This is a genomic window from Mucilaginibacter sp. BGA-UO-ETr-C110 (genome assembly GCF_059567985.1).
This window is the reverse complement of the sequence record NZ_JCAQPB010000002.1, coordinates 6,018,634-6,043,623: the sequence shown is the minus strand read 5'-3', so window position 1 is coordinate 6,043,623 and position 24,990 is coordinate 6,018,634. Positions and strand designations below refer to the sequence as shown.

The 24,990-nt window shown below is 44.1% G+C and carries 13 protein-coding genes; 6 read left to right on the top strand and 7 right to left on the bottom strand.

The genetic code is table 11. The features are described from left to right. Nucleotides 1–29 precede the first annotated feature (29 nt). The 5 genes from AC57BQ_RS26065 to AC57BQ_RS26045 all read right to left on the bottom strand — a co-directional run bounded on the left by AC57BQ_RS26065 (nucleotide 30) and on the right by AC57BQ_RS26045 (nucleotide 12,044). A complete protein-coding gene (locus AC57BQ_RS26065) occupies nucleotides 30–2,210 on the bottom strand; it encodes a hypothetical protein (RefSeq protein ID WP_496409034.1) in 2,181 nt (726 codons plus the stop codon). A 74-nt stretch (nucleotides 2,211–2,284) separates the two neighbouring features. Continuing rightward, nucleotides 2,285–3,034 (bottom strand): DUF3823 domain-containing protein, encoded by a 750-nt coding sequence (locus AC57BQ_RS26060; RefSeq protein WP_496409033.1) that lies wholly within the window; start codon nucleotides 3,032–3,034, stop codon nucleotides 2,285–2,287. Nucleotides 3,035–3,045: 11 nt separating this feature from the next. After that, on the bottom strand, nucleotides 3,046–4,953 hold the full coding sequence (locus AC57BQ_RS26055; RefSeq protein WP_090473625.1) for a RagB/SusD family nutrient uptake outer membrane protein: 1,908 nt from the start codon (nucleotides 4,951–4,953) through the stop codon (nucleotides 3,046–3,048). Nucleotides 4,954–4,969: 16 nt separating this feature from the next. Then, entirely contained in the window at nucleotides 4,970–8,140 is a 3,171-nt protein-coding gene (locus AC57BQ_RS26050; RefSeq protein ID WP_496409032.1) for a SusC/RagA family TonB-linked outer membrane protein, read from the bottom strand. A 1,318-nt stretch (nucleotides 8,141–9,458) separates the two neighbouring features. Then, nucleotides 9,459–12,044 carry a Kelch repeat-containing protein gene (locus tag AC57BQ_RS26045; protein ID WP_496409031.1) on the bottom strand — a complete coding sequence of 862 codons (2,586 nt, stop codon included), beginning with the start codon at nucleotides 12,042–12,044 and terminating at the stop codon, nucleotides 9,459–9,461. Between the two features lie 337 nt (nucleotides 12,045–12,381). Here AC57BQ_RS26045 and AC57BQ_RS26040 point away from each other — a divergent pair, with 337 nt between their 5' ends. From AC57BQ_RS26040 to AC57BQ_RS26015, 6 genes are all read left to right on the top strand, one after another. Then, nucleotides 12,382–13,728 (top strand): TolC family protein, encoded by a 1,347-nt coding sequence (locus tag AC57BQ_RS26040; RefSeq protein ID WP_496409030.1) that lies wholly within the window; start codon nucleotides 12,382–12,384, stop codon nucleotides 13,726–13,728. 12 nt (nucleotides 13,729–13,740) lie between these two features. Then, nucleotides 13,741–15,027 carry an efflux RND transporter periplasmic adaptor subunit gene (locus AC57BQ_RS26035; protein ID WP_496409029.1) on the top strand — a complete coding sequence of 429 codons (1,287 nt, stop codon included), beginning with the start codon at nucleotides 13,741–13,743 and terminating at the stop codon, nucleotides 15,025–15,027. Next, nucleotides 15,024–15,773, top strand: coding sequence for an ABC transporter ATP-binding protein (locus AC57BQ_RS26030; protein WP_496409028.1), 750 nt, complete (start codon nucleotides 15,024–15,026; stop codon nucleotides 15,771–15,773). Before AC57BQ_RS26035 ends, AC57BQ_RS26030 begins: the two co-directional genes overlap by 4 nt. Nucleotides 15,774–15,782: 9 nt before the next feature. Next, nucleotides 15,783–17,003 (top strand): ABC transporter permease, encoded by a 1,221-nt coding sequence (locus tag AC57BQ_RS26025; RefSeq protein WP_496409027.1) that lies wholly within the window; start codon nucleotides 15,783–15,785, stop codon nucleotides 17,001–17,003. Nucleotides 17,004–17,330: 327 nt separating this feature from the next. Next, nucleotides 17,331–20,150 carry an outer membrane beta-barrel family protein gene (locus AC57BQ_RS26020; RefSeq protein ID WP_496409026.1) on the top strand — a complete coding sequence of 940 codons (2,820 nt, stop codon included), beginning with the start codon at nucleotides 17,331–17,333 and terminating at the stop codon, nucleotides 20,148–20,150. Between the two features lie 4 nt (nucleotides 20,151–20,154). Beyond that, nucleotides 20,155–20,931 carry a GLPGLI family protein gene (locus tag AC57BQ_RS26015; protein ID WP_496409025.1) on the top strand — a complete coding sequence of 259 codons (777 nt, stop codon included), beginning with the start codon at nucleotides 20,155–20,157 and terminating at the stop codon, nucleotides 20,929–20,931. A 115-nt stretch (nucleotides 20,932–21,046) separates the two neighbouring features. Here the strand turns inward: AC57BQ_RS26015 and AC57BQ_RS26010 are convergent, their stop codons facing one another. Beyond that, the gene (locus AC57BQ_RS26010) at nucleotides 21,047–23,185 is read right to left on the bottom strand and encodes a glycoside hydrolase family 97 protein (RefSeq protein WP_496409024.1); all 2,139 of its coding nucleotides are present in this window, start codon (nucleotides 23,183–23,185) and stop codon (nucleotides 21,047–21,049) included. A 177-nt stretch (nucleotides 23,186–23,362) separates the two neighbouring features. Beyond that, on the bottom strand, nucleotides 23,363–24,967 hold the full coding sequence (gene susR / locus AC57BQ_RS26005; protein ID WP_496409023.1) for a SusR family glycan utilization regulator: 1,605 nt from the start codon (nucleotides 24,965–24,967) through the stop codon (nucleotides 23,363–23,365). Nucleotides 24,968–24,990 lie beyond the last annotated feature (23 nt).

Sequence of the window (24,990 nt, the reverse complement as noted above, 5' to 3'; positions counted from 1 at the left end):
GGTTTATAGATAATTGGTTAATTATTCTCTTACCATTTCAAATCAACCTTAATACCATCCGGACTATTGCCAAAACCCAGGTAGAGGGTATTTGACGATGCATCCCAGGATGTTTTCACATCACTGATATTCTGGCCTGTGCTATCGGTTACCTTTGTTTCTTTGGGTTGCGCGGGCAACAGCACACGTACACTATTTAATGTTTTTGCGGGGCTTTTGGCTACAAAAGAATAACTGCTGCCCGGCCTGCTTTCATCATAGATTCTTGATGCCGAAGCCAGTACCTGCGGCAATTTTTTATCGGGCACACGATCAACCACATATAATAAAGACTGCTCGCCCGGATTCACCACTTTCTCAGTCAGTACTGGCAATTGCGGATCGAACAAGTCGATCACCGGACCTTTGATGGTGTATGGTTTGCTGTCGGGATTTTCATCCATTACGGATACCACATCATAAGGACCACGTTCCAGGTACAGGCTGTTCTTAAATGTCAGCTCACCAGCTTTGGCGCTTTTTTCATAAGCTTGTTTTACGGTGCTGATATAGTTATCATCTTTCCCGGTCTCTAATACATACTCTTTAGGGTTTTGCCTCAGTACATAAACCGCGCCTTTGCCTACTTTAAATTGCTGAGCATCAGCTGTTGGTTTAATATTCAACAGCTTGAACAGATGTTGCGATGGCGCGGTAAATTTATTCCCTTTGGTATCCCACCATTCCATTACCGTTTGGTAGGGATCATCATCTCTGCCGCAATAGATCAAAACACCACCTTGCTTTACCCAGTTAGCCAGGTAAGTATGCACTGCTGCCGATACCGGCTTCATGTTGGAATAACTCATCACCAAAACCTTGATGTTTTTTAACGATGCCGGGTACTCCAGGTTTTCCATGTGCACGGTTTGTACCGGTACGCCACGTTTTAGTAAGGGCAGGGTTTGCCCGTAAAAGTTAGAGAACTGCGGATCTTCAAAACCATTATGCGTTGGGAAACGCTGGAACATCAGCGTATTACTCATCAGCACGCCAATACCGTTTACGCCCGATACTTTATTGGTGGATGCCGGCATACTGTTTAAAGCATTCACCATGATCTGCATCTGGGTGGAGTAAAACTGCGGGATCAGCGTCTTTTGGTCGGTACCGGCTACTTTATATGGGTGGGTGTAAATGCGCTCGGGCCATGGCATCACCTCGTAATCGGCAACCATGGGATATAATAGTTTAGCAGTGAAGGTAGCCTGGTAATTGCGCTTGTAATCGCTCCAGTCGCGCGGCCAGTCTTCAATAGGATCGGTCAGGAAAAATACTTTACGACCCGTTGGTGCGGTCATGGAAACTACCGAACCATACTCCAGGAAAGCATTCTCGAACACACGCTCTTTACGCAGGCCGTTAAAAAATGTTGGTTCACGTGCAGTGCCCGTCCATACCTGCGCGATGTACCCATCAATACCCGGCAGAGAAGCCAGGCTGGCCTCCGGACTTACAATTTGCCACGACGAATAGTTCACCAGCGAGTGCGTAGCTATAAATACTTTAATATTTAAACCTTTGCTTTTGCCGTAGGCCTTGGCGTAGTTGGAAACCTCTTTGATAGTTTCATAATACAGGTGATATTTCAACTTGCTCGACAGGTAAGTATTCTCGGCCGAAGCATCCTGCGGTTTCCAGGGAAAGCCATAATATTTTTGCCATTGCTCCTTAAAGCCTGCACTGTAACCCGCACGCGCCCAAAACTCGGGTTCCTCTAAAAATATATTGATGATACCTGCGTTGATCACTTTTTTTACCACCGCGGTTTTCATGTATTCGATAAACGAAGCATCGGGCACGACATAAGGCATATCCTTGCCGTGAAAAATGGTATCACCTTTCATGGTTACCTGACCTACGCCCAGGTGGTTTTTGCCATCCCATTTTCCTAAAAAATAATCTTTATAGTCGCCCCAGGCTATGCCGGTCATAAAGTTTACCTGGTAGCCGTGGTCGCGCCATGATTGTACGCGCTGTTCAAACGTTAAACCCGGACGGTCATTGGCGCCATAAACAATGGCGATATCCGACCGTACATCGATCTCCGGGATCCATCGACTGCTCGTCTGGAAGGCCGTTTTCTCTGGCAGCGTCACCGGGTTTGAACTTTGCGCATAACCCGCGAATGATAATGCGACGAGGCAACAAGAAAATAGAATGTTTTTCATTAGATATTATTTGTAGTACTTTCTAAAATAACCGGAAGGATCTGATATCCTTCCGGTTCAATATATGATAAAATTTAAGGAACGGTTACCGTTTTAACGTCGGTATAATTGTAATAATTTAAACCGTATGAGATCCTGGCGCCTACCCTTATAAAGTATTCTCGCTTGCCCGGCAGCGGACCACCAATGGTTGTAACACTTAAGGTTTTCCCTACCGAAGTGCTGGCATCAGAGCCGCTAAGTTTTGGCGTATAACGGTTATCATAATTATTGTTGCCCACATATTTGTTTGAATTAACAAATATCGCCAGATCGCTTACATCCTGCTGAAAGTTTGGATCGCTGGTGCCACGTGTAATTTTAAAGCTGGTGGTAATGGTACCATCCGCGTTAACAACCGGATCGCCTACCCAGTCGATCCTTAAAAAAGGATCTACCGAAAAATTCACCGTGGTCACTCCCTTCACATCAACCGTTTGACTTTTATCTACAATGGTTTTGCCGGTATTATCCACCTGCACCAACGGTACAAAAGGACCTTCGGCCGAGATCACATTTTTACCCGCGAACAGTTTGGTATTGTTATAGGTACCATCCTGAAACGAGGATATATAAAAAGGTGTAGGGTTGCTGCTCCAGCTTATTTCCAGCAACTTGATCCTGGTGCCCGATCCCTGCTCGGTTTGTACGCTTTTACCGGTAACGGCATCAGTTACCACGCCTTTTAAAGTTACGTCGGGCGCTGCATAATTATCAACCTTTTTGCACGAGCTGCCTGCGGCAACCAATACACTTAATGCTATGCTATAAAATAGTTTCTTCATCTCTCTTAAAATTAATAACCCGGATTTTGAATTAAATTCTGACTCTTCTGTATCTCGCCTTGCGGAATTTGTTCATAGTACCAGCGCACATCAAAAGTATAGCGGCTGTTACGCTCATCTAAACGGGCATCGAAAAAGTACTTGCCGTCATTGGCCGAGTAAAATGGCATCAGCGTACGGTAAATGGTACTGTTCTGTTCCTTGTCTATCACCCTCCAGCGGCGCAGATCCCACCAGGTTTTGTTTTCAAAGCCCAGTTCTTTTTTCCGTTCGGTACGTACCACGTTAATATTGCTCAGATCGGTTGGGCTTAGCAGCAAGTTGGCACCGGCCCTGTCGCGGATCTGGTTAATGGCGGTAAACGCGTCCTGCAGGTAACTTTTGTCATTCTGACCTAAGGCATTCAGCTCGATTGCAGCCTCGGCGCGGTTTAACAATACTTCGGCATAACGCAGCTCTATCCAGGTTTGGTCAGATCGGTTTTCCAGCACTTCTGATGTCGGCTTATCCGGTACCAGGTTTTTACGGATCGAGAAGCCCGATACCGAGCAGGTTCCGTCGCCGGTAAAATAACCGCTTAAACCGGCAGGGTTCATGGTTGTTCCGTTAGGTAAAGTGTAGGGCGTCTGGCTCGCGTTGGATGATTGAACCATATGATCGGTTGGATAATGCGCGGTTGAGCCAGCCGGTAAAAGCGGACTGATACCTCCTGTTGAACTGCCGGTATAAATACCCCGGCGTATTTCAATGCTTACGCCTTTAAACACATCGCCCGGTAAAATAACGGTCGCCCGCAGCCTTGGTTCGGCATTGGCAAACAGATCCATGGCATTGGTGTACAAGTCATATTTACCACCGGTTGTGGTTTTAATAGTACCATCGGCATTTTTTGGGATGCCATCAAACATCTCCACAAAATTAAGCGTAGGGTTAATTTCTGATGAGTACCCATTTGCCCCCATCAGCTGGCGCGGTACGTTATAAGCATCATATCCATGCACCGATTCGGGATAGTGATATTGACGAACAAACACATTCTCCGGACTGGTGGCATCAAAAAACAGGTTCACATAGTTTTGATACTGCGCGGTTTTATCGCCGGCGGCCCATGCTTTTTTATACAGGCTGTATTTACCATCGAGCAATACGGCGGCATCATAAGCGGCTTTAAAATAGGTAACCGCTTTAGCAGCTGGGATACCGCAAAGCCTGTTGCCACTGGCATCTGTAAGGGTAATGTTGTTGTATTTGGCGATGGAACCGGCATACAACATGGCGCGCGATTTAAAACCTGCGGCTACGTATTTATTGGCCCGGCCTACCTGGTTACTTTCGCCCAAATTGGCATAAGCATAATCCAGATCGGTAGAGATAAAATCATAAACTTTTTCTTCTGACGAACGCGGAATTTTTAACTCATCGATGCTTTGTGCCGGATAGTTGAGCACTTTATCAACAATGGGCACACCGCCGTAGCGTTTTACCAATGCGAAATAGGTAGCGGCACGCAAAAAACGGGCCTCGCCCAACCAGGCGCTAATCTGCGCAGGGGTAAAGTTTGATGAATACTTAGGCAGGGTTTCTGCAAAATAATTAGCATCCCTGATCAGCGTATAAGCATCGCCCCAGTAACCAAAAGTTTCCTGCGTGGCGCTGTTCTGGTCGCGGCTTAAGCCTTCGCCGCTGATACAGCTGAAAGGACTGATGATCCAGAAGAAGTTTAAGCCACGGGTTGGCGAATACCTAAAATCTTCAATAGGCAGCTCGGCGTACATGCGGGCCATGTAGGCCTGTATACCGGCGCTGTTCGAGAAAATATCGGCGTCTTTAACAATACTTGGTGGTGGCGTATCGAGCTTTTTGCATGCCGACGTCCAGCAAAGCAAAACAGCGAATATGATATATGAGTATTTTTTCATGATCTGTATGGATTGATTATAATTTAACATTTACACCAACGGAGAATATTTTATCTAATGGATATAAATAGCCGTAAGTGGCCGATGGGTGTTCCGGATCAAGATATTTTAAGTTGGTGATGGTTAGCATATTGTAACCATTTACAAAGATCCTTGCACCCTTAATACCTAACCTTTTGGCCACTGCAGGTGTAATGCTGTAACCCAGCTCGGCCGATTTAAGCCTTACATAAGCCGCGCTGTGGATGTTGGAAAGCGAGTTAACATCGGCCGTGGTACCGGTAAGAGCAAAGGTACCCGGTGTCCATACGGTGTTAGGATCATAAGGGTCGGCTTTAGGGTCGGTTGGGTGGTACCTGTCCATAAACATGGCCAACGCACTGCCCCCGCCCCATAGCGGGATGTTAAGCTGTTCGATATAAGAAACATTGATACCAGCGGCTCCCTGCCATACGGTGCTGATGTCAAACCCTTTGTATGAACCACCCAGCGTTAAACCAAATGTGGTTGATGGCACGCTGTAGTTGTTATTACTTACGTTTTGGGCTATAGGATGTACGTCCTGATCGTTGATCACGCCGTCGCCGTTCCAGTCCTGCAAAATATAATCGCCTACCACCGCGTTACGTGATACAAACTGCGAACTGTTCAGGATCTGTTGATAGTTTTGAAATTGCCCGTTTGAGCCATATCCCCAGAAGATGTTGCTGTAGCGATTGTCATTGTTATTATGCCAGTTAAGCTGGGAGTTGCCATAGTCTGAATGTACCCTGCTGATCCACTGGGTACGGGTATAGCCAAAGGTTCCTTTCACAAAATAGTTAAAGCTGCCAATATGGTAACGATGATTTAATTCGATGTCGAAACCTTGCGCACGGTCGCTGTCCAGATTTTCCTGTGGCAAACCTGCACCCACTACACCGGGTAAATTATCGGCACGGGTGTTCAGCAATCCGCTTCTGTCGCGCCTAAAAGCGTCAACCGTTAAGCCCAATAAACCGTTCCAGGCCTGCAGGTCGATACCGGCGTTATACGTTTTGGCTACATACCAGAAAATATTCGGATTAGGGATACCCCTGCTTTGCGCGCCGTTTACAAAGGTGCCGTCAAATACCGATCCCGGAGGCGTTTGGTTATTATTGCCGTTTGCCGGATAGTTATAACCGCTCAGGTACTGGTAAGCATTTAAACCGGCATCATCGCCCAGTTTGGCGTATGACAGGCGGATCTTCAGATCGTCAATAAACGACAGCGCCTTGGAGTCTTTCCAGAAACCTTCCTGTGATACCCGCCATCCTACGGATGCACCCGGGAAAAAGCCCCATCTTTTAAGCGGGGAGTTTTTGGAACTGGCATCATCCCTGAAACTGAACTCGGCCAGGTACTTTCCTTTGTAATCATAATTTACCCTACCCACAAATGATTTGGTCACAAAGTCATATGGCCAGCCGCCATCAACCGTAGCGGTCTGGTTTAGCGCGTTACCCGCTCCTAACTGGTCAACCGGTAATGATAACTGGCGTTGCCCGTTAAAATTATCGCCCTTTTGTTCGCTCTCTTCATAAAGCGCTAAAGCAGTAACATTGTGCCCGCCTTTAAAAGCCCGGTTATAATTTAATGATAATTGCATTAAGCTGCTGGGCTTTTCATAAAACTGCCGCTCGAGTGATCCTGGTGTTTGATTGGCTATCGCGTTATAAGTTTGGGAGTTGGCATCATAAGTATACTGATTGTATGGTTTTTGGTAAAGCTTATTGCTCGACATGTAATAGTCGTAGTTATACAAGCCTTTAGCACTCAGGCCCTGTACAAACGGCACATTATAAGTTGCCGAAACTGATGATTGCAGCCACTTATTGTTGATCTGTTTATAACCATCAATGTTAGCATCAGACATGGCAACCGGGTTTGATCCGTCGACCTCGCCATTGTTCAGGTAGGCGGGGTTATTGTTGGCATAGATGCTTTGCGTAGGCACCTGACGCCAGAACGAGCGGATGATCCACCAGGCATCCTGGTATGGCTGGTTCTTTTGCTCCAGCGTTCCGCTCAGGTTCACATCAATGGTCAGGTTTTTATTGACCTTGGTAGTGAGGTTTGAGCGCAGGTTATATTTTTTATAGTTCAAGTCCCCGCTTTTGAAAAAGCCGTCCTGATCTGTAATACCCATACTCACAAAATAGCTGGTATTATCGGTGCCGCCAATAGCGTTCAGGTTATGCTGCTGCTGAGGCGCGCTGTTGGCAAAAACATTACCATACCAGTCGGTACTGGTTTTGGTACCGTTGCGGTAAGCGGCAAAATCGGCATCGGTATATTTTATCTGCCCCCCGTTTACGTTATGCAGCAATTGCTCGTTAACCAGCGTCATGAAATCAAGCGCGCCTACAGGTTTTGGCATGTAAGCCGGTACCTGCCAGCCATAAGTGCCCGAGTAGTTTAATTCCACGGTACCCTTTTTACCTTTTTTAGTAGTCACGATAACTACACCGTTTGCCGCGCGCACACCATAAATGGCCGCCGAAGCATCCTTCAATACCGAGATACTTTCAATATCATTGGGATCTAAACGGGTAATGTTATCACGGGGGATCCCATCAATAACCACCAGCGGATTACCAAAACCACGGATATCAAAAGCGTTGTCGAACGAGCCCGGTTCGGCTGAGTTTTGTACGATACGCACACCGGCTACTTTACCGGTAAGCATATTCAGCACGTTCTCGTTTTTAGTGGTCACGATCTCGCTGTTGGTAACCGACGCGATGGATCCGGTAACGGTCGCCTTTTTCTGCGTACCATAACCTACTACCACTACCTCGTTCACATTGGTGGCATTGGATACCAGGGATACTTTGATACTGGTTTGACTGCCAACGGCAACCTCCTGCGAGGTGTAACCCACAAACGTAAATACCAGGGTTTGGTCGTTTGAAGCGCTGATGACAAACTTACCGTCAACACCGGTAACAGTGCCAATAGTTGTACCCTTGATCTTTACGCTTACGCCGGGCAGCCCCTGCCCGGTTTCATCAACAACCAAACCGCTACGGTTGCTTTGGGCCATAGCCACCGAGCATACAAGCAAAAACAAAAGGGCCATGATACCATGCCGTACCACCCCTTTAAATTTTGCCGGATAATGGATACCATGGCATCCACCATAATAGGTAAAAATTTCCTTCATAAATAATTGATTAAAATGGTTTATAATAATTTGCCCAAATGAGTGTTATAAATAAACAGGCTGGTTAAACCTGTTGATCGGCACTACGCGTTCATTTGGCGTAACAATTATAGACCGGGCGGTATTAAAAGATGGGTTAATAAATGGATTAATACGGCTAAAATTTCATTAACCATAGTGAATTAGATAAATTAATCCCACAAGTCATCCTGAACTTGTTTCAGGATCTCTCAGGAGATTTAACCTTCATGTTGAACACCTTGCTTATGGGATACCGAAACAAGTTCGGCATGACGGAAATTATATTAGTAAAAAGGCGGCTTGTCATCCTGAGCGCAGCGAAGGATCTTCTTCGATATGCCTATCGCATACCCGCTCTTGGCCGCGGGAGGGCCAGTTACTTTGTAGCCACAAAGTAACCAAAGGGCTTGTCACCAGAAATGCTTCTTTACGCACAAGGCCTTTGCCCCGCAAATCAGGCAGAACCACGGACTGCAATTATTTTGCGCTACTTCGTTCACACATTTCCCCCCGCTTCAGCAAAAACTTGCTATGTCCCTGCAACCGCACAGCCCACCATCGTTCTGCCCGCTTTCGCCCGAAGCTTATCTGCTGACGGGAAGAAGAAAATATAAAGTCATCCTGAACTTGTTTCAGGATCCCTCAGGATATTTAACCATTATGTTGTACACCTTGCTTATGGGATGCCGAAACAAGTTCGGCATGACGGAAGAGTTGTTTTATATTCCAGGTTCTCATCGATATGTCATTGCGAGGAGGTACGACGAAGCAATCTCCTCACGTGCTTACTTGTGAGGAGATTATTAATGTTGCTAATTGTTTTTAAGGTATTAATGAACTCCCTACGGTCGGTTGTCCACGCTTCGCTCGCAATGACATAGTTGGATTGGTTAATCCCCGCCGTCGCTCGGCTCCAGCCGAGTGACCACTATTACCCGGCCTCCGGCCGTTTTGGCATTCTCCTTAATTTTTCGTATATTTATATCAATAGCAGCCCGGTTGTCTTTTCAGAAGACAACCGGGCTGTTTTGTTAAGGATAAAACAAGGCCAAAAACTGACCATTTTACAAATAATTATTTGATAATCAATAAATTAATACTTTTTAAAGTTTCAAAAACTGCTCAAAACCGTGTTAAAATTTGTTAAAAAGTGTTAAAATCGATGGTTTTGAATCAATTTTTGAACGTTTTTAACCCCTTTTCGGGCAGAAAAGTGTTAAAATTCAAGGTTTAAAAAGTTTTCTGAGCGGGAAATGTTAAATTGATAGGACGTGATATTTCAATTCCGGGATTTATTTTACCGCGGCTCCGTTTTGTTGGAACAGATCTTATCAAAGGGCACCTGGTAACTAATCCCCAGCGATTTTTCGTACTCGGCGGTAAACTCGTCATACACCTTGCGGGCATACTCTATTCCCTTGATACGGCGAAGGGCCTTAAGCTTGTATTTCAAAGCGGTATCATTAAACGGGTCGATATTTAAAACAACCCGGGCAATATCCAGCGCCTTACGGAAATCGCCGCTTTCATATATCTTTTTAACCTCAGGCAATATCACGGGCATCAGGGCTTCTTCGTAACCCAGCTTAATATCATCCAGCCAGGTTTCGGGGATATATTGCAGCAGGCCGCCCCGGGCAATAAGCTCAAAATACTGCAGGATAGTTGCCTCAGCAGCCTTGTCGGGACCAGTTATTTGTTCCAGGGCGCTGATTACGGTAAAGTAATCGCAAAAAATGTTGTCGTCGAGCTTAAAGCAATAGGTGTCGTTTAAAAAAGTCAGTTCGATACCCTCTATATCGGCAACAATGTTGCGCAGGTGGTTAATGGTCACCCCTTTGATGTTCTTTGTTTTTGCCACATCCTTATCAGGCCACAAAATGGTAGATATTTTTTTGGATACCACACCGGTCGCGTTCCTGCTGTTGAGTAACAGGAGGATAAACAACTGCTTTATTTTAGGGCTGAACAGGTAAGTGATATCCCGGCTGTTCTTATCGTAAACGGTAAATTCACCCAGCAGGTAAATGGCATTGGCGCGCTTTTCATCGTTCTTTTTATTAATAACGGCTATGGCGGGATCTTCATCTTCAAACGGTGCTTGTATCGGCTGTTTCGCCCTTCTTTTTTTGATAACCAGGAGGGCTATGCCAATTACCAGGATGGCCAACATCCCAAACATCACATACTTAAAAACCGGGCTGGCCGGGGCAATCGCTTTTTGAGATCGTTCATAATCCTGCTGGCTCACAGGCGGAAACTCCAGCGCCAGGATGCGGATGGTTGAGCGGAAAGGATCGGTAAACTCCTGTATAGCGCAAAAGAACTCATCCTGCAAGGGGTTAAAAAACAGGTTGATATCGCTCTCGATCCGTTCAGACGTAACCGGGATAGTTCCGCTGACCACCTGGTACGAGCCGTCTTTAATGGAGAATTTATATAGTCGCAGCTGGGTTTTTGGATGCTCGTGGGGGTAGCACAATGCGTAAAAGTACCGGCCATCTTTAGAAATGATGAGGTTGTTGGTAGGTACAAAATCCTCTTCATTGGGTTTTATTTCCCAGCATTTTTTGATAGTGCGGTTACTCAGGTTAACCCGGTACAGATCATAAAAGTGCCTGCCACCCACAATCTGGTTACCCGACTGGTTACCATAACCACCGAATATGTATACCTCATTGTTTTCATTTGCCTGGCTGCTGGCCGAAAAAAAGCGCGGGGTGATCCTGTCGCCGGTAAATGTTGTTTTATCCCAGCTATCGGTTTGCTTATTGAGCTTAAAAAAATCGTTATGATAGGCAAACGAACCGTAGCCACCGAACAGATAAAGGTCGTTTTGGTCTTTATCATAAAAAATATTGTGGTGGTGCCTTTGTTCTTTGATATTAGCGTTTCCAACAACATCCCATTTCAGGGTACTGAGATCAAGCGCGGCCACACAGGGGCCAGGTTTGGCTGCCCGCAGAACTTCATAGGCGTACAATTTATTCTCCCGGGTATTTAGGATACTTTTACCCAGGAATAAGGGTATAGGCGCTTTGTTCTGAAAAGCTTTGGCTGATATACCGCCGCTCTTCATATCATAACGAATCAGCGAATCACTTTTAAAAATAAGCAAGGACTGGTCTTTAGGATTAAAATTAGCACCGGCCACTTCATGAAAACTAAAGGCTGTCCTTTTTTCCCAAAAGTAAGAGCCATTGATGAGCCAAACCGGGTTATCCACATGTCCGCGAATTTCGCCGGAATTGTCATGTACATCATTACCAGACCACTCATTGAGCGGAAAGGTGTAGGTTTTACTATCATCGCTAACGGTTAAATTCTTAACGGCCATTTTAGGAACATCGGAGTAATGCGGATTTTTGCCAAAAGTAATAACCGGCATTATCCTATCATCAAAGCCAAAACCGCCGGCTTTGTACCATTGCCCGTTCACATAAAAACCAACGGTATTAGCTTTCAGGTCGATATCTACTTTGACGTTTATCCAGGTCCGTTTGTTCAGTTGCGATAAATGAAGCGGGATCTTGATCTTGTTGCTTTTGCTGTCGATATTAAAGTTCAGCGCGGGCGAGCCGTCGAGATTAAAAATGTAAGTTAAACTGTAAGAGTTTTTGCGGCCATCAATAATGTTAAAAACATAGCCCAGGTGTTCATTGTCCCATAACGACAGATCGAAGTTCATCCGCAAATGATCATGAAAGGTAGGCGCATCTGAGCTGAACACTGTATAAGAAGTACGCTCGCTCATCAGGGCGTCGTTTGAATTGAACATCAATCCCTGTGCCTGGCTTTTAAGCGTTGGCATGAGCAAAATAAAAAGAAATACGATCTTATATACCTTTAAACCAAGTATTAAAACTTTACCTTTTTTTATCATCGCAGGGAATCTGTTTACAAAAAACCAACCTGGGCGGCCAGTTCAAATAACAACGCTAAAATATACTTTTTTTAAGTAACAGACAGCCTAAACACGATGGTGTTGCCTGGCTTTTTTATAAATCATACCCTCATTAAAATTACTGCCTTCCATGTTGGTTCCAAAACGCTTTATAAATTTCGTTACAGGAAATATAATTCACTATAAATAATGGTAATACAATTATTACAAAGATTGGCAGCTTATTGACACATAGCATGAAACATTTTTATCGTTCAGTATATTAACACTAACAATACTAAGATACACAAGGCATTAGCCTGTATAACCTTACGCTATGTTGTTATTAAAAAAACATATCCTTCTTTTAATCCTGCTGATATCGGGTTGTTTTAACCTTTATGCGCAGGATAGTACATTAGTGGGGACTTCGATAAACTGGGACCTGGCAAAATGTATTGATTATGCCAAAAAGAATAATATCCAGATCAATACACTCCGGCTTTCGCAACAAACCAGTCAGCAGGAATACCTGTTGGCAAAAGCGGCGCGACTGCCCGATCTTTCAGGCTCAGCCTCGCAAACTGCCGCTCATGGTAATAATTTCAGCAATGGCGACAACGGCCGGCATTCGGGTTATAACCTATCAGGTTCATACGGTTTAAGTTCAAATGTTACTATATATAATGGCAGCTATATCAACAATAATATCCAGCAAAAAAACCTGTCGGTACAATCGGCCAACCTAAACATCATACAGCAGGAAAACGATATTACCTTGCAAATAACGCAGGCGTACCTGGCCATACTACTGGATAAAGAGAATGTTATTTACAATACCGACCTGCTGAACACTACCAAAGCGCAGGTGGCACTGGAGCAAAAGCGATATAATGTGGGCAGTGTAGCCCGTAAAGATCTGATCCAGTTACAGGCACAGCAGGCATCGGATCAATATACGCTGGTGAATTCGCAAAATGCCGAGCGTGGCGACCTCATCACCCTAAAACAACTGCTGCTTTTACCCAGCGACTCCCGGTTTGATATTACCAAGCCCGATACCGTAATAGCGCCGATAGACAGTGTAGCCGCTTTTCGTGATGCTGAGCAAACCGCCCTGCAAAACCGCCCCGAGGTTAAAAACGGCGAGCTGGGGGTTAAAATAGCGCAATTTGATGTGGATAAGGCCCGGGCGGGTTATAAGCCAACGTTAACGGGTGGGGCGTCGCTCAACTCGGGCTATGCCAACGGGCAGGGCACCTCCTTTGGCAGCCAGCTCAATGATAATTTTACCCAGCAATTGGGGCTTACCCTAGCCATACCCATTTTTACCAAGCGGGTGGTAAAAACCCAGGTGGAGGAAGCCAAAATAAATGTAAAACAGGCGCAGCTCGATCTTAAAAATACCCGCATCACGCTATCGCAAACGGTTGAGCGTGCCTACATCAACGTGCAGAACGCGCGCAGCCAGTATGATGCGGCCAGCGAAGAATATAAATATAGTAAAGAAAGCTACCGTATTGCCAGCGAGCAATTGAAAGTGGGTGTAGCCAATACGGTTGATTTCTTATTACAGAAAAACCTGTACGTGCAGGCCCAGCAGGCTTTTATACAAGCCAAATACAACACCTTATTAACCTTAAAGATCTATGATTTTTACAGAGGGGTACCTATTAAATTATAAGCACCTGATATCATGAAGAAAAGTTATAAAAATATCATCATCATAGTAGCTATACTCATAGTATTGGTGCTCATCTGGTTTTTCTTTATCAGGAAACCGACACCTCCCGTAGTGCTTACTACGCAAAAACCAACTAAGGGCTATATAGCACAAAGTGTAACCGCTACCGGTAGAATAGAGCCTGTGGATACGGTTACCGTAGGTACGCAGGTTTCTGGCATTATCAAATACTTATATGCCGATTTTAACTCAAAGGTTAAAAAAGGGCAGCTGATTGCCGAACTCGATAAATCTTTATTACAGGCTACGCTTGATCAGTATAACGGGAACCTTCAAAACGCCCAAAGCCAACTGGTATACGCTAAAAATAATTTTAACCGGCAAAACCTGCTCTATAAGACAGATGCTATAAGTAAAGCCGATTATGACAGCGCACTTAACACACTCAACGCAGCGCAGGCATCGGTAGTGAGCGCGCAGGCGCAGGTACGGTCGGCCACAAAAAATTTGTCGTATGCCGATATTTATTCACCTATTGACGGTGTGGTACTCAACAGAAATATAAGTACTGGGCAAACCGTTGCCGCGAGTTTCAGTACGCCTACCCTGTTTGTAATAGCCAAGGATATTACCAAAATGGAAGTAGAAGCGAACGTCGATGAGGCCGACATCGGTGATGTAAAAGCAGGCGAACGAGCCTCATTTACCGTTGATGCTTTTATCAATGATCAGTTTGCAGGTACGGTTGAAGACATCCGGCTGCATCCATCGGTGTCATCAAATGTGGTTACTTACACTACCATTATTAACGCCCCTAATGATGATATGAAACTAAAACCCGGCATGACAGCCAATATCATCATTTATACCAAAGAGGTTAAGGACGCCCTGCTGATACCGGCAAAGGCACTAAGCTTTACCCCCGATTCCTCATTAATGAAAGACTATGAAATTGTGGGTAAGATTGGGCATAAAGGCTCCCGAAAAAAAGCCGCGACCACCGGCGTTACCGATGATAATGCACAAGCTGCCCATACCGGTAAAAGTCGTAAAGACAGTACCGGGGTTACCAAACAGACCGCATTTGTATGGATATTGGATGGTAAAAAATTAAGTCGAAAGAAAATACAGACCGGTTTAAACGATAATACACAGGTGGAGGTTTTGGGCGGCTTAACTGCCAATGATGCTGTAGTTACGGGTATTACCGGCGGCGCGGCAGGTACCGCATCGGCAACTAAAGCAGGAGCCAGTCCGTTTATGCCACAAAGAAGAGGGGGAGGCGGAAGAGGACGATGAGCAAAACAATATTAGAGATCCGCGAACTGAAACGTGAGTTTCAGATGGGGAGCGAAATTGTACGCGCGCTTAAGGGCATCTCCTTTACCGTACAGGCCGGCGAGTTTGTTACCATCATGGGTAGCAGCGGATCGGGCAAAACAACATTACTTAATATTTTGGGCTGCTTGGACAAACCTACCATTGGCGATTATTTGCTGGATGGTGTGGATATCAAAAAACTATCACGTGATGAGCTGGCTCAGCTGCGTAACCACAAAATAGGCTTCGTTTTCCAGGCTTATAATTTATTACCACGTACCTCGGCTCTGGAAAACGTGGAGCTGCCCCTGCTTTATAATAAAGATATCAGCGTGAGCGAGCGGCGCGAAAGGGCCATCCACGCCTTGGAAGCCGTAAAACTGGCCGATCGGTTTGACCATACGCCAAGTCAGTTATCTGGCGGGCAGCAACAGCGCGTGGCTATTGCACGTGCCCTGGTCAATGAACCAGTGATGATCCTGGCAGATGAGGCCACTGGAAATCTCGACAGCCGCACATCATACGAGATCATGTCATTAATGCAGGATCTGAACCAGCAACAGGGTAAAACCATTGTGTTTGTTACCCACGAGCCGGATATTGCATCTTTCAGCAGCCGTACCATTCAGCTGCGCGATGGCAAAATTCAGAAAGATACTCAAAACAAGGAACCCCGGTCGGCGAAAGAAGTATTAGCCAGCCTTCCCGTAACTGAAGATTATTAACCAGCAACCATGAATATATTAAACCTCATACGGATAGCTTTTAAGGCACTGCAGCGCAACAAACTACGGGCCTTTTTAACTATGCTGGGTATTATTATTGGTGTGGCCGCGGTTATTGCTATGGTTGCCATTGGTCAGGGCTCAAAACAAAGCATCCATGATCAGCTGTCGAGCATGGGCTCCAACATGATCACCGTATTGCCCAGTAGTAACCTTACAGGAGGTGTACGTATTGCCGGCTCCAGTTTCCAGACTCTTACTGAAAAAGATATCGTGGCCCTGAAACGGGAAGCGCAATATATTACGGAGATATCACCTTCATTAACAGCAAAAGGCCAGGCCATTAACGGGGCCTTAAACTGGCCAACATCGATGCAGGGTGTAAGTCCCGATTATCTGGACATCCGTATGCTCACCTTAAAGGATGGCATTGCCTTTACACAGCAGGATGTGCTTACCTCGGCCAAAGTATGCCTCATTGGGCAAACCGTTATTGACAATCTTTTCCCCAATGGCGAAAACCCCATAGGCAAAGTGATCCGCTTTAACAAGATCCCCTTCCAGGTGATCGGGATATTGAACCCCAAAGGACAAAACGCTTTCGGGCAGGATCAGGATGATATATTGATCGCACCTTATACCACCATTCAAAAAAGGATACTGGCTACTATTTATTACCAGAACATTTATGCTTCGGCTGCCAGCGAAGCAGTCACAGATGCCGCTACAGCTGAAATGACCTCTATCCTACGCACTTCGCACCGCCTGCGTGATAATGAGGACAATGATTTTACCGTGCGTACCCAGGCCGAATTAATAAATACCCTGAGCTCAACCAGCGGCCTGCTTACCGTTTTGCTTACGGTAATAGCGGGTATATCATTAGTGATAGGAGGTATAGGTATTATGAATATCATGTATGTTTCGGTTACCGAACGTACACGCGAAATTGGCCTGCGCATGGCCATTGGCGCCCGTGGAAAAGACATTATGCTGCAGTTTTTAATGGAAGCTATCCTCATCAGTATTACCGGGGGTATTATTGGCGTTATTTTAGGTATTGTTTCCTCAAATGTAGTTACCCTTACGCTATCGTGGCCAACTATAGTTTCCGAATCATCGGTAGTATTATCATTTATTGTTTGCGCCGTTACGGGTATTTTCTTCGGCTATTATCCTGCACAAAAGGCCTCCCGTCTTGACCCCATAGAAGCCTTGCGATACGAGTAAATCCGTACACTTACAGGTTAGGTAAAATTCAAAAAAGTGGGTTTACATGGTTTACACTTTTCGGGGTTAACATGTTTATAATTAATTATAAATCAGTTATTTAACTGTATTTTATATCATATAATGGCTTTACAGTGTAAACCCAACTTTATGTCTCAGATCTCTTGCAGAGGACCCTAAGTAGACAAAAACATTCAATTTAAATATCATTAACAATCAACCACTTATAACCCCAAATGTTAATAAATGTTAAATCCACATGTTAATTTACCAAAACCTTTTGAATACTAAAGTTTTAGTTATACCTTGGTTTCCATAAAGAACCTTATGAAAATCACAATACCTACACTAATTATAATACTTTGTTTAAGTACGGTTTCGGTATTCGCGCAAAATACTTATTCCATTAAAGGTTCGGTTGCTGATACCGCCTCCAGTTCCAAACTAACCAATGCTACCGTCAGCGTATTAAATGCCAAGGATTCTATTCTCCAGAAATTTACCCGGGTAAAGGAAGGCAACTTTGAAATAAACAATCTTAAAAAAGGAAAGCTGATATTACTGATAACTTATCCAGGTTATGCCGATTATGTTGATCGCTTCACCCTGGATTCGGCACATACCACGCATGATTTTGGTCGTATTAAGATGATCCTGAAAACCCAGTTGCTTGCCGAAGTGATCATTAAGGCTAAAGCAGCAGCTGTTAAAATAAAAGGCGATACTACCGAATTTAATGCCGCCGCATTTACCGTACAGCCCAATGCCAAAGTGGAAGACCTGCTTAAAGAGCTACCGGGTATACAAGTGGATAAGGATGGCAAAATTACAGCCCAGGGGCAAACGGTAAGCAAAGTATTGGTTGACGGGGAAGAGTTTTTTGGGGATGACCCTACTCTGGTTACCAAAAACCTGCGTGCCGATATGGTTGATAAGGTGCAGCTATACGATAAAAAGAGCGATCAGGCTGCATTTACCGGTATCGATGATGGCGTAAAAAACAAGACCATCAATATAAAACTGAAGGAGGATAAGAAGAATGGCTACTTCGGCAAGATAGATGCAGAAGGCGGCACCGATAAATATTACCAGGAACAATTGATGTTTAACCGGTTTAAGGGTAAACAAAAATTTTCGCTTTATGGTACCATCGGCAATACTGGTAAAACAGGTTTAGGCTGGGAGGATAATTCAAAGTACGGCAATTCGGGTGGAGGCCTGGAATTTGGTGACAATGGCGATGTCTATTTTTATGGCGGTGGCGGTGATGATGGATTGGATTCATTTAGCGGCCAGTACAATGGCCAGGGTATCCCGCTTGCCCGGTCAGGCGGCGCTCATTATGATACCAAATGGAACAGCGACAAAGAATCGATCAATACCAATTATAAAATAGGCTCTTTAAACGTTGATGGTACCCGCAATACGCAAACCCAAAATAACCTGCCGGGGGCTAACGATCAACCGGCAATTGTTTTAAACAGCAATAGCGACCAAACTTTCCACAATCATATGTTCAGGCAAAAGCTGGATGCCACCTATCAATTGAAGATCGATACCTCGTCCAACCTTAAAGTATCTGTTGATGGTACCACCAAAAGTTCCATTACCAATAGTGATTATAATACTACAAGCTTGCGCAATGATACTTTGCTGAATAAGAACACCAGGGGCGTTATTAATAATGGTGATCAAAAAATATTCAATGCCAGTGTATTTTATAATAAGAAATTCAAAAAAGTAGGGCGTAGCTTTTCTGTAAATATCACCGAGGCCTATAATCAAAATAAAACAAATGGCTTTTTAAAATCCGAAATAGATTTTTATGGCAAACAGGGCGGTATAGACAGTACTCAAAAAATAGATCAGTATAAAACCGGGCTGAGCGAAAGTTCTATTCTCAACACCAATATTACTTATTCAGAGCCCTTTACCAAAGCGCTCGCGCTGGTTGTAAATTATGGCCTCAACATTAACAACGGCCGGTCAGACAGGCGCTCGTTTGATAAAGATGCTTCCGGGGAGTATACCGTATTGGATAACACATTGAGTAATAATTTCAAACTCAACCAGTTATCAAACCAATTTGGGGCTATCTTCAATTATAAAAAGAAAAAAACGATCATCAACTTCGGTTCAAAGGTATCTACCGTAAACTTTAAGCAAATAGACGAGTTTACCAATAATACGCTTACCCGCAACTTTGTGAACTGGTACCCGCAAGCCAGTTTTCAATACAAATTTTCGCAACAGCAATCGTTCCGGATAAACTATAATGGTAATACCTCACAACCCTCTATTGACCAGATACAACCGGTAAGGGTAAATACCGATCCACTAAACATAACACTTGGCAATCCCGATCTTAAACCATCGTTTACCAACCGCATCAGTGCCAGTTACAACTCTTACAAGGTTATCAGCGGGCAATCCATCTGGATAAGTGGCTCTTATTCGCGTACCATTAACCCCATTGTAAGCAACGTAACTACCGATGATGCAACCGGCGCAAGTACGTATCAATCATCAAACCTTAAAGGGCATCAAACCTCCAACATGTACTTTAATGCCTACTTTGATCAAAAAATACCCAAGGTGGATATTAACGCGGGCCTTGGCTTAAACATGAACGGCAACAATTATTTTAACCTCAGCAATACCCAACTGAACGAAACCAAATCATACACTTACTCTGCCAGCTTCAGGTTATCAAAATACAAGCAAAAGAAATATGATTTTTGGGCCGGTGCAGGCCCAACCTATACGGTAAACTCCCAATCGTTACAACCACTGATCAATAACAACGGGAGCGGGTTTAATGGCTACGCGGGCTTTAACGTTTATCTGCCAGCCAAGTTCCAGATAGGTACCGACGCTAATTATCAATATAACGCGGCTACACAATCCGTTAGCGAAGATTTCAGGCGCACTACCCTGAATGCCAGTATCACCAAATCATTTATGAAAGATGAAAGCCTTAAATTATCCATATCCGGGAACGACCTCCTGAACCAGAATGTTGGTTATAATCGTACAGGATCGGCCAACCTCCTAACCCAGGAACGGTACACCGCTATAAAAAGATACTTTATGCTTTCGCTTGTTTGGGATTTTAATCACATGGGCGGTGGAGCACCTAAAAAATAATCACATGAAATACATCATATTAACCATCACCATATTGTTAGCGCTTGGCAGCGACAGGCTGTTTGCTCAAAACAAACACTTTACCGAAAATGGTACCATTACGTTTGAAAAAACGATAAACATGTATGCCCTTTTCGAAAAACAGATCACCAAGGATAATGAAAGCTTCCTGCGCCCGGCTTTTGATTCCTATAAAAAAACGCAAAAACAATTCAAAGTGTTAAAAAGCACCATGACTTTTGGTAGCAACAAAACCCTGTTTACACCTATTGAACCCGAAACTGTTACCGGAGGTTTTTTTAGCGACAGTCCAATGGCCGGACAGGTAAATACTGTTTTTACCGATCTGTCCGCCAGTATGGTTACCAACCAGAAAAAAGTATTTGAAGAAACCTTTTTGGTAAAAGACAGTACCCGGAAGATAAACTGGAAGATCACCAGCGAAACCCGCGAAATTGCAGGTTATAGCTGTCGCCGCGCTAATGCCCTGGTACTTGATTCTATCTATGTGGTAGCTTTTTATACGGATGAGATCCCCCTATCCGGCGGACCTGAATTATTTAACGGCTTACCAGGGATGATATTAGGTGTGGCACTCCCACATGAAAATGTTACCTGGTTTGCAACTAAAGTAACCGATGTACCGATTGAAGATAAAGCCTTGGTGCCACCCAAAAAGGGCAAAGCGGTAAATAATAAATCTTTGAATACAACACTGTCATCTGTAATGAAAAACTGGGGCGAATACGCTCAGATTTATTTAAAGGCCTTTACGCTTTAGCTTAACCAAAATGCAACCAACCTGAACATTATACAATTAGTTTACCGCAAATTGTGGTAAACAAACAAAGCCATACGCTATTTGCGTATGGCTTTTTAGTTGAATTGATTTAGGTTTATTTATATATTTTCAGTCCTTTAACATCGGCCGGGGCCAGTTTTATACTAATGGCCGCACCGCCCCCATTGGCTAATTGTATATTTAATTTGGTGGTTGAATTTACCAGGTATGAATGGATCTGGTAAGCCTCCGGGTTAAGTTTCCAATCGGCATTATCCGCGTCGGCATAAATGGTGGCTATATACTTTTTACCCTTATCCAAAAAGTCAAGCGGAATACTGGCCTTGCGGCTATTCTCATCGGTAATAGCACCGATGTACCAGTTGGCTGCTCCTTTTTCTTTGCGGGCAATGGTGATATAGTCGCCGGGTTCTGCGGCTACAATGCGGGTATCATCCCAGTCAACAGCTACATCCTTAATAAACTGAAAGGCATCCATGTGCGGTTCATAATTCTCAGTCAAATCGGCCGCCATTTGCAGGGGGCTATACATGGTAACGTATAGCGCTAACTGTTTGGCAAGCGTGGTATGTACCTGCCTGCCGGGTACATCTGAGTATCCTTTAAGTTTAAATATGCCCGGGGTATAATCCATCGGGCCACCCATCAGGCGGGTAAATGGCATAATGGTTTCATGCTCAGGCGCGTTACCATTACTAAAGGCATTGTACTCATTCCCCCTGCCTGCTTCACTCGCCAGCCAGTTTGGATAGGTACGTTGCAAGCCGGTAGGGCGTACCGGTTCATGTGCATCCAGCATAACCTGATGATCGGCGGCTTTTTGAGCTACACGCACATAATGTTCTATCATCCATTGCCCATCATGATGCTCACCGCGGGGAATGATCCTGCCTACATAACCGGTTTTTACCGCCGGGTATCCAAACTTATTCATAAAACGGAAAGCCGTATCCATTTGCCGCTCATAACTGGTTGCCGAGCCCGATGTTTCATTATGCATGATCATCTTTACCCCTTTTGAGGCGGCATAGCGGCTAATTTCTGCCACATCAAAATCAGGGTAAGGCGTGGCAAAATCAAATACATCCTCTTTCCAGTTGCCAAACCAATCTTCCCAGCCACGGTTCCAGCCTTCAACCAGTACCCCCTGGATGCCATTTTTAGCGGCAAAATCAATATAGTGTTTTACATTGGCAGTGTTTGCCCCATGTTTGCCGTTGGGTTTTAGCTTACCCTCGGCATCAACATCAGTCATGCTGTTGGCATAGTTCCAGGTGCTTTTACCGGTTTGCATCTCCCACCAAACCCCTACAAACTTCATGGGTTTGATGTATGAAGTATTCACAATTTTACTGGGTTCATTCAAATTCAATATCAATTTTGACGACAGGATATCCGCTGCTTTATCGCTCACAATAATGGTACGCCAGGGGGTTTTACAAGGAGCCAGCATATAGGCTTTGTTACCTACCGCATCAGGTACTAAACTTGCAGATAACTGCAGATTGGCCTTATCCACATGCAACTGCATCGATGTATAATTAACCAGGGCGGCTTCATGTATGTTGATGTATAAACCGGCATCTGTTTTCATCATTAAGGGGGTTTGCACGGCGTATTTATCAGGTGCTACACGTACCGCTATATCGGTAGAGGCAGCCACCATTTTAGAATTATCTATCTCGCTGATCTTTGAAGTGGTGTAGGAATATTCGTTACTGTCATAATCACCCGGGATCCAAAAGGTTTTATGATCACCGGTGAGGCTAAACTGGGTGAGTTCATCAGTTACCGTAAAATACCGGAGGTTAGGCTGCTGCGGAAATTCGTACCGGAACCCAACGCCATCTACAAACACCCGGAAAACAATATCCAGCAACCTGCCCGGGGCTTGTTTTTGTTTTAAATGTACCAACAGCTGCTGGTAATGGTTGCGGATGATGCTAACTTCGCCCCAAACAGGTTTCCATAGTTCATCAACATTTTTTTGCTCCGTACCGCTTATTTCAAAACCGCCGTCAAAAGCGGCATCGTTAAGTAACTTTATGCCCAGGCGCGAAGGTTTAATAATTATCTGCTGGTTATAAAAAACCGAATATTGCGGATGACCGCCTGCATCAAGCGAAAAATCGAGTTTCACTTTTTCAAGCGTTGCGCTTATATTTTTATCCTGCCCTGCACAGGTAGTTATTAAAATGGCAAGGCTTAACAATAGAATGGTTATTTTTCTCATTAGTGATTAACTGTTCTGAATAATACAACCAAATAGAACAGATTAGGGCAGTGCCATCAAGTTTCATAACCAGAATATAAATCAAATCCAGAAATTTAATTTTAATTCATTATTAATCAATAAATTAAAGGAATATAGCGGTTTTAAAATATAAATTATGTATAAACTATTTTGGGGTCAAATTGCTTTGATAGCCATGATCTTGTGTTCAAATTCGTCATTGGCAATGTTTGATTTTCCTTTGATACGCGTTCGGTAATTGTAGATGGTATTAACGGAGTATTCCAGTATGTGGGCTATTTTTTCGGTATCCGTGATCCCCAGGCGTATCAGGGCAAAAATACGCAGATCGGTATTGAGCAGCTGTTTAGGTAAAAGCTTTACATGGTTTTCCTTACTGAAAAGGGCATTATAATCGATAATAAAATTGGGAAATAATTTAAGGAAAGCCTTATCAAAATTAACAAACAGCTCTTCACGTTCTTTAACCAGGTCGATATTATTCACCAGGGTACGGATATCATCAAAACGTTTGGTGGTTAGCTTATTGTCAACCGATCGTTTAAACTTATCCAGCTTATTAATATACTCCGCTATCAGGTTAAAATAGTAGCCGATATATTCTTCTTTTATCCGGTTGGCTTCGTTCAACTTTTTGATGCTTTCCTGCAAATTGTGGTTGGTCTCCAGGATCAGCTTGTCGGCCTGTTTCAGTTTTTGCAGTTGTTTGTAAATAATGACAGCAAATACCACTACAATGATAGCCAGCACGGTTAACAACAACGCGTACAAGAATAACACTTTACGCTGTTGTTCTACATAGCTTATCTGTTCGCCTGCTATAATGGGTAAAACGGCGCTTACCTGTATTTTGCGCTGCCGGGCTCCGTAGTAAACAGCATCGTCCATAGCGGCTTTAATAAATACATAGGCATTTTTCACATCCCCCTGCTGATGCAGCAGTTGGGCAAGGTTGGTCATGGCCGCGGCTTCTTTGGTGGATGATTTTACATCGGCCATAGCAGCCTGTATCAGCAGATTTATAGCGGTACCGGGCTGATTGTTGCGTATGTATATATCGCTAAGGGTTGAAGCGGTGACCGCAAATTGATGGTCGGTTAACCGGTATTTATCTATGAGCAATTTTAAATTGTCTACAGCCTTATTGATGCTGCCGGCTTTTAAATATTTTAAACCATTATAATAAATGTAGTCGAACGAATTGCCGGCACATAACCAGGTAGCCGAGTCTATATATTTTTCGGCGCGGCTGTTGTAAATTGGTGTATAGTAATTATCCTTATCAAAATCGGCCAGATCATAATAGGTACGGGCTGTTAAAAAGTAGTATTCCCGGCGGGCAGTGGTATCCAGCAATTTAACATCTACTGTTTTTAAGGAGTCGAAAGTTTCCTTAAACATGCCTGAGGATAGCAGTATGAACCCCAGTTTAATTCGGCTGTATGCTATTTTTGTGGGATCATTTAACAAATGGCCAACCTGCTGCAGTTTTTGAGCATAATTAAAAGCCTCGTCATAGTTAAATGATTTGTACTCGTTATACAACTCCAGGTAGATATTGTATTTCGATACCAGACTGGTATTACCTACATTAAGCAGCTCTTTTTTAAGGTCGGCTATCCTGGCCAGTTTAGCCTCGTCAAAGTCCTTCTTTTTTTCGAGTATGCTATTGAGCCGGGTTAAAAGGCTGTCACTACCCTGGCCCATAACGCAGGAGCCGGTTAGTAATAAAAACAGGATAACAGGTAAACTTCGTTTCATATCGATAAGGTAGCAGTTAATAG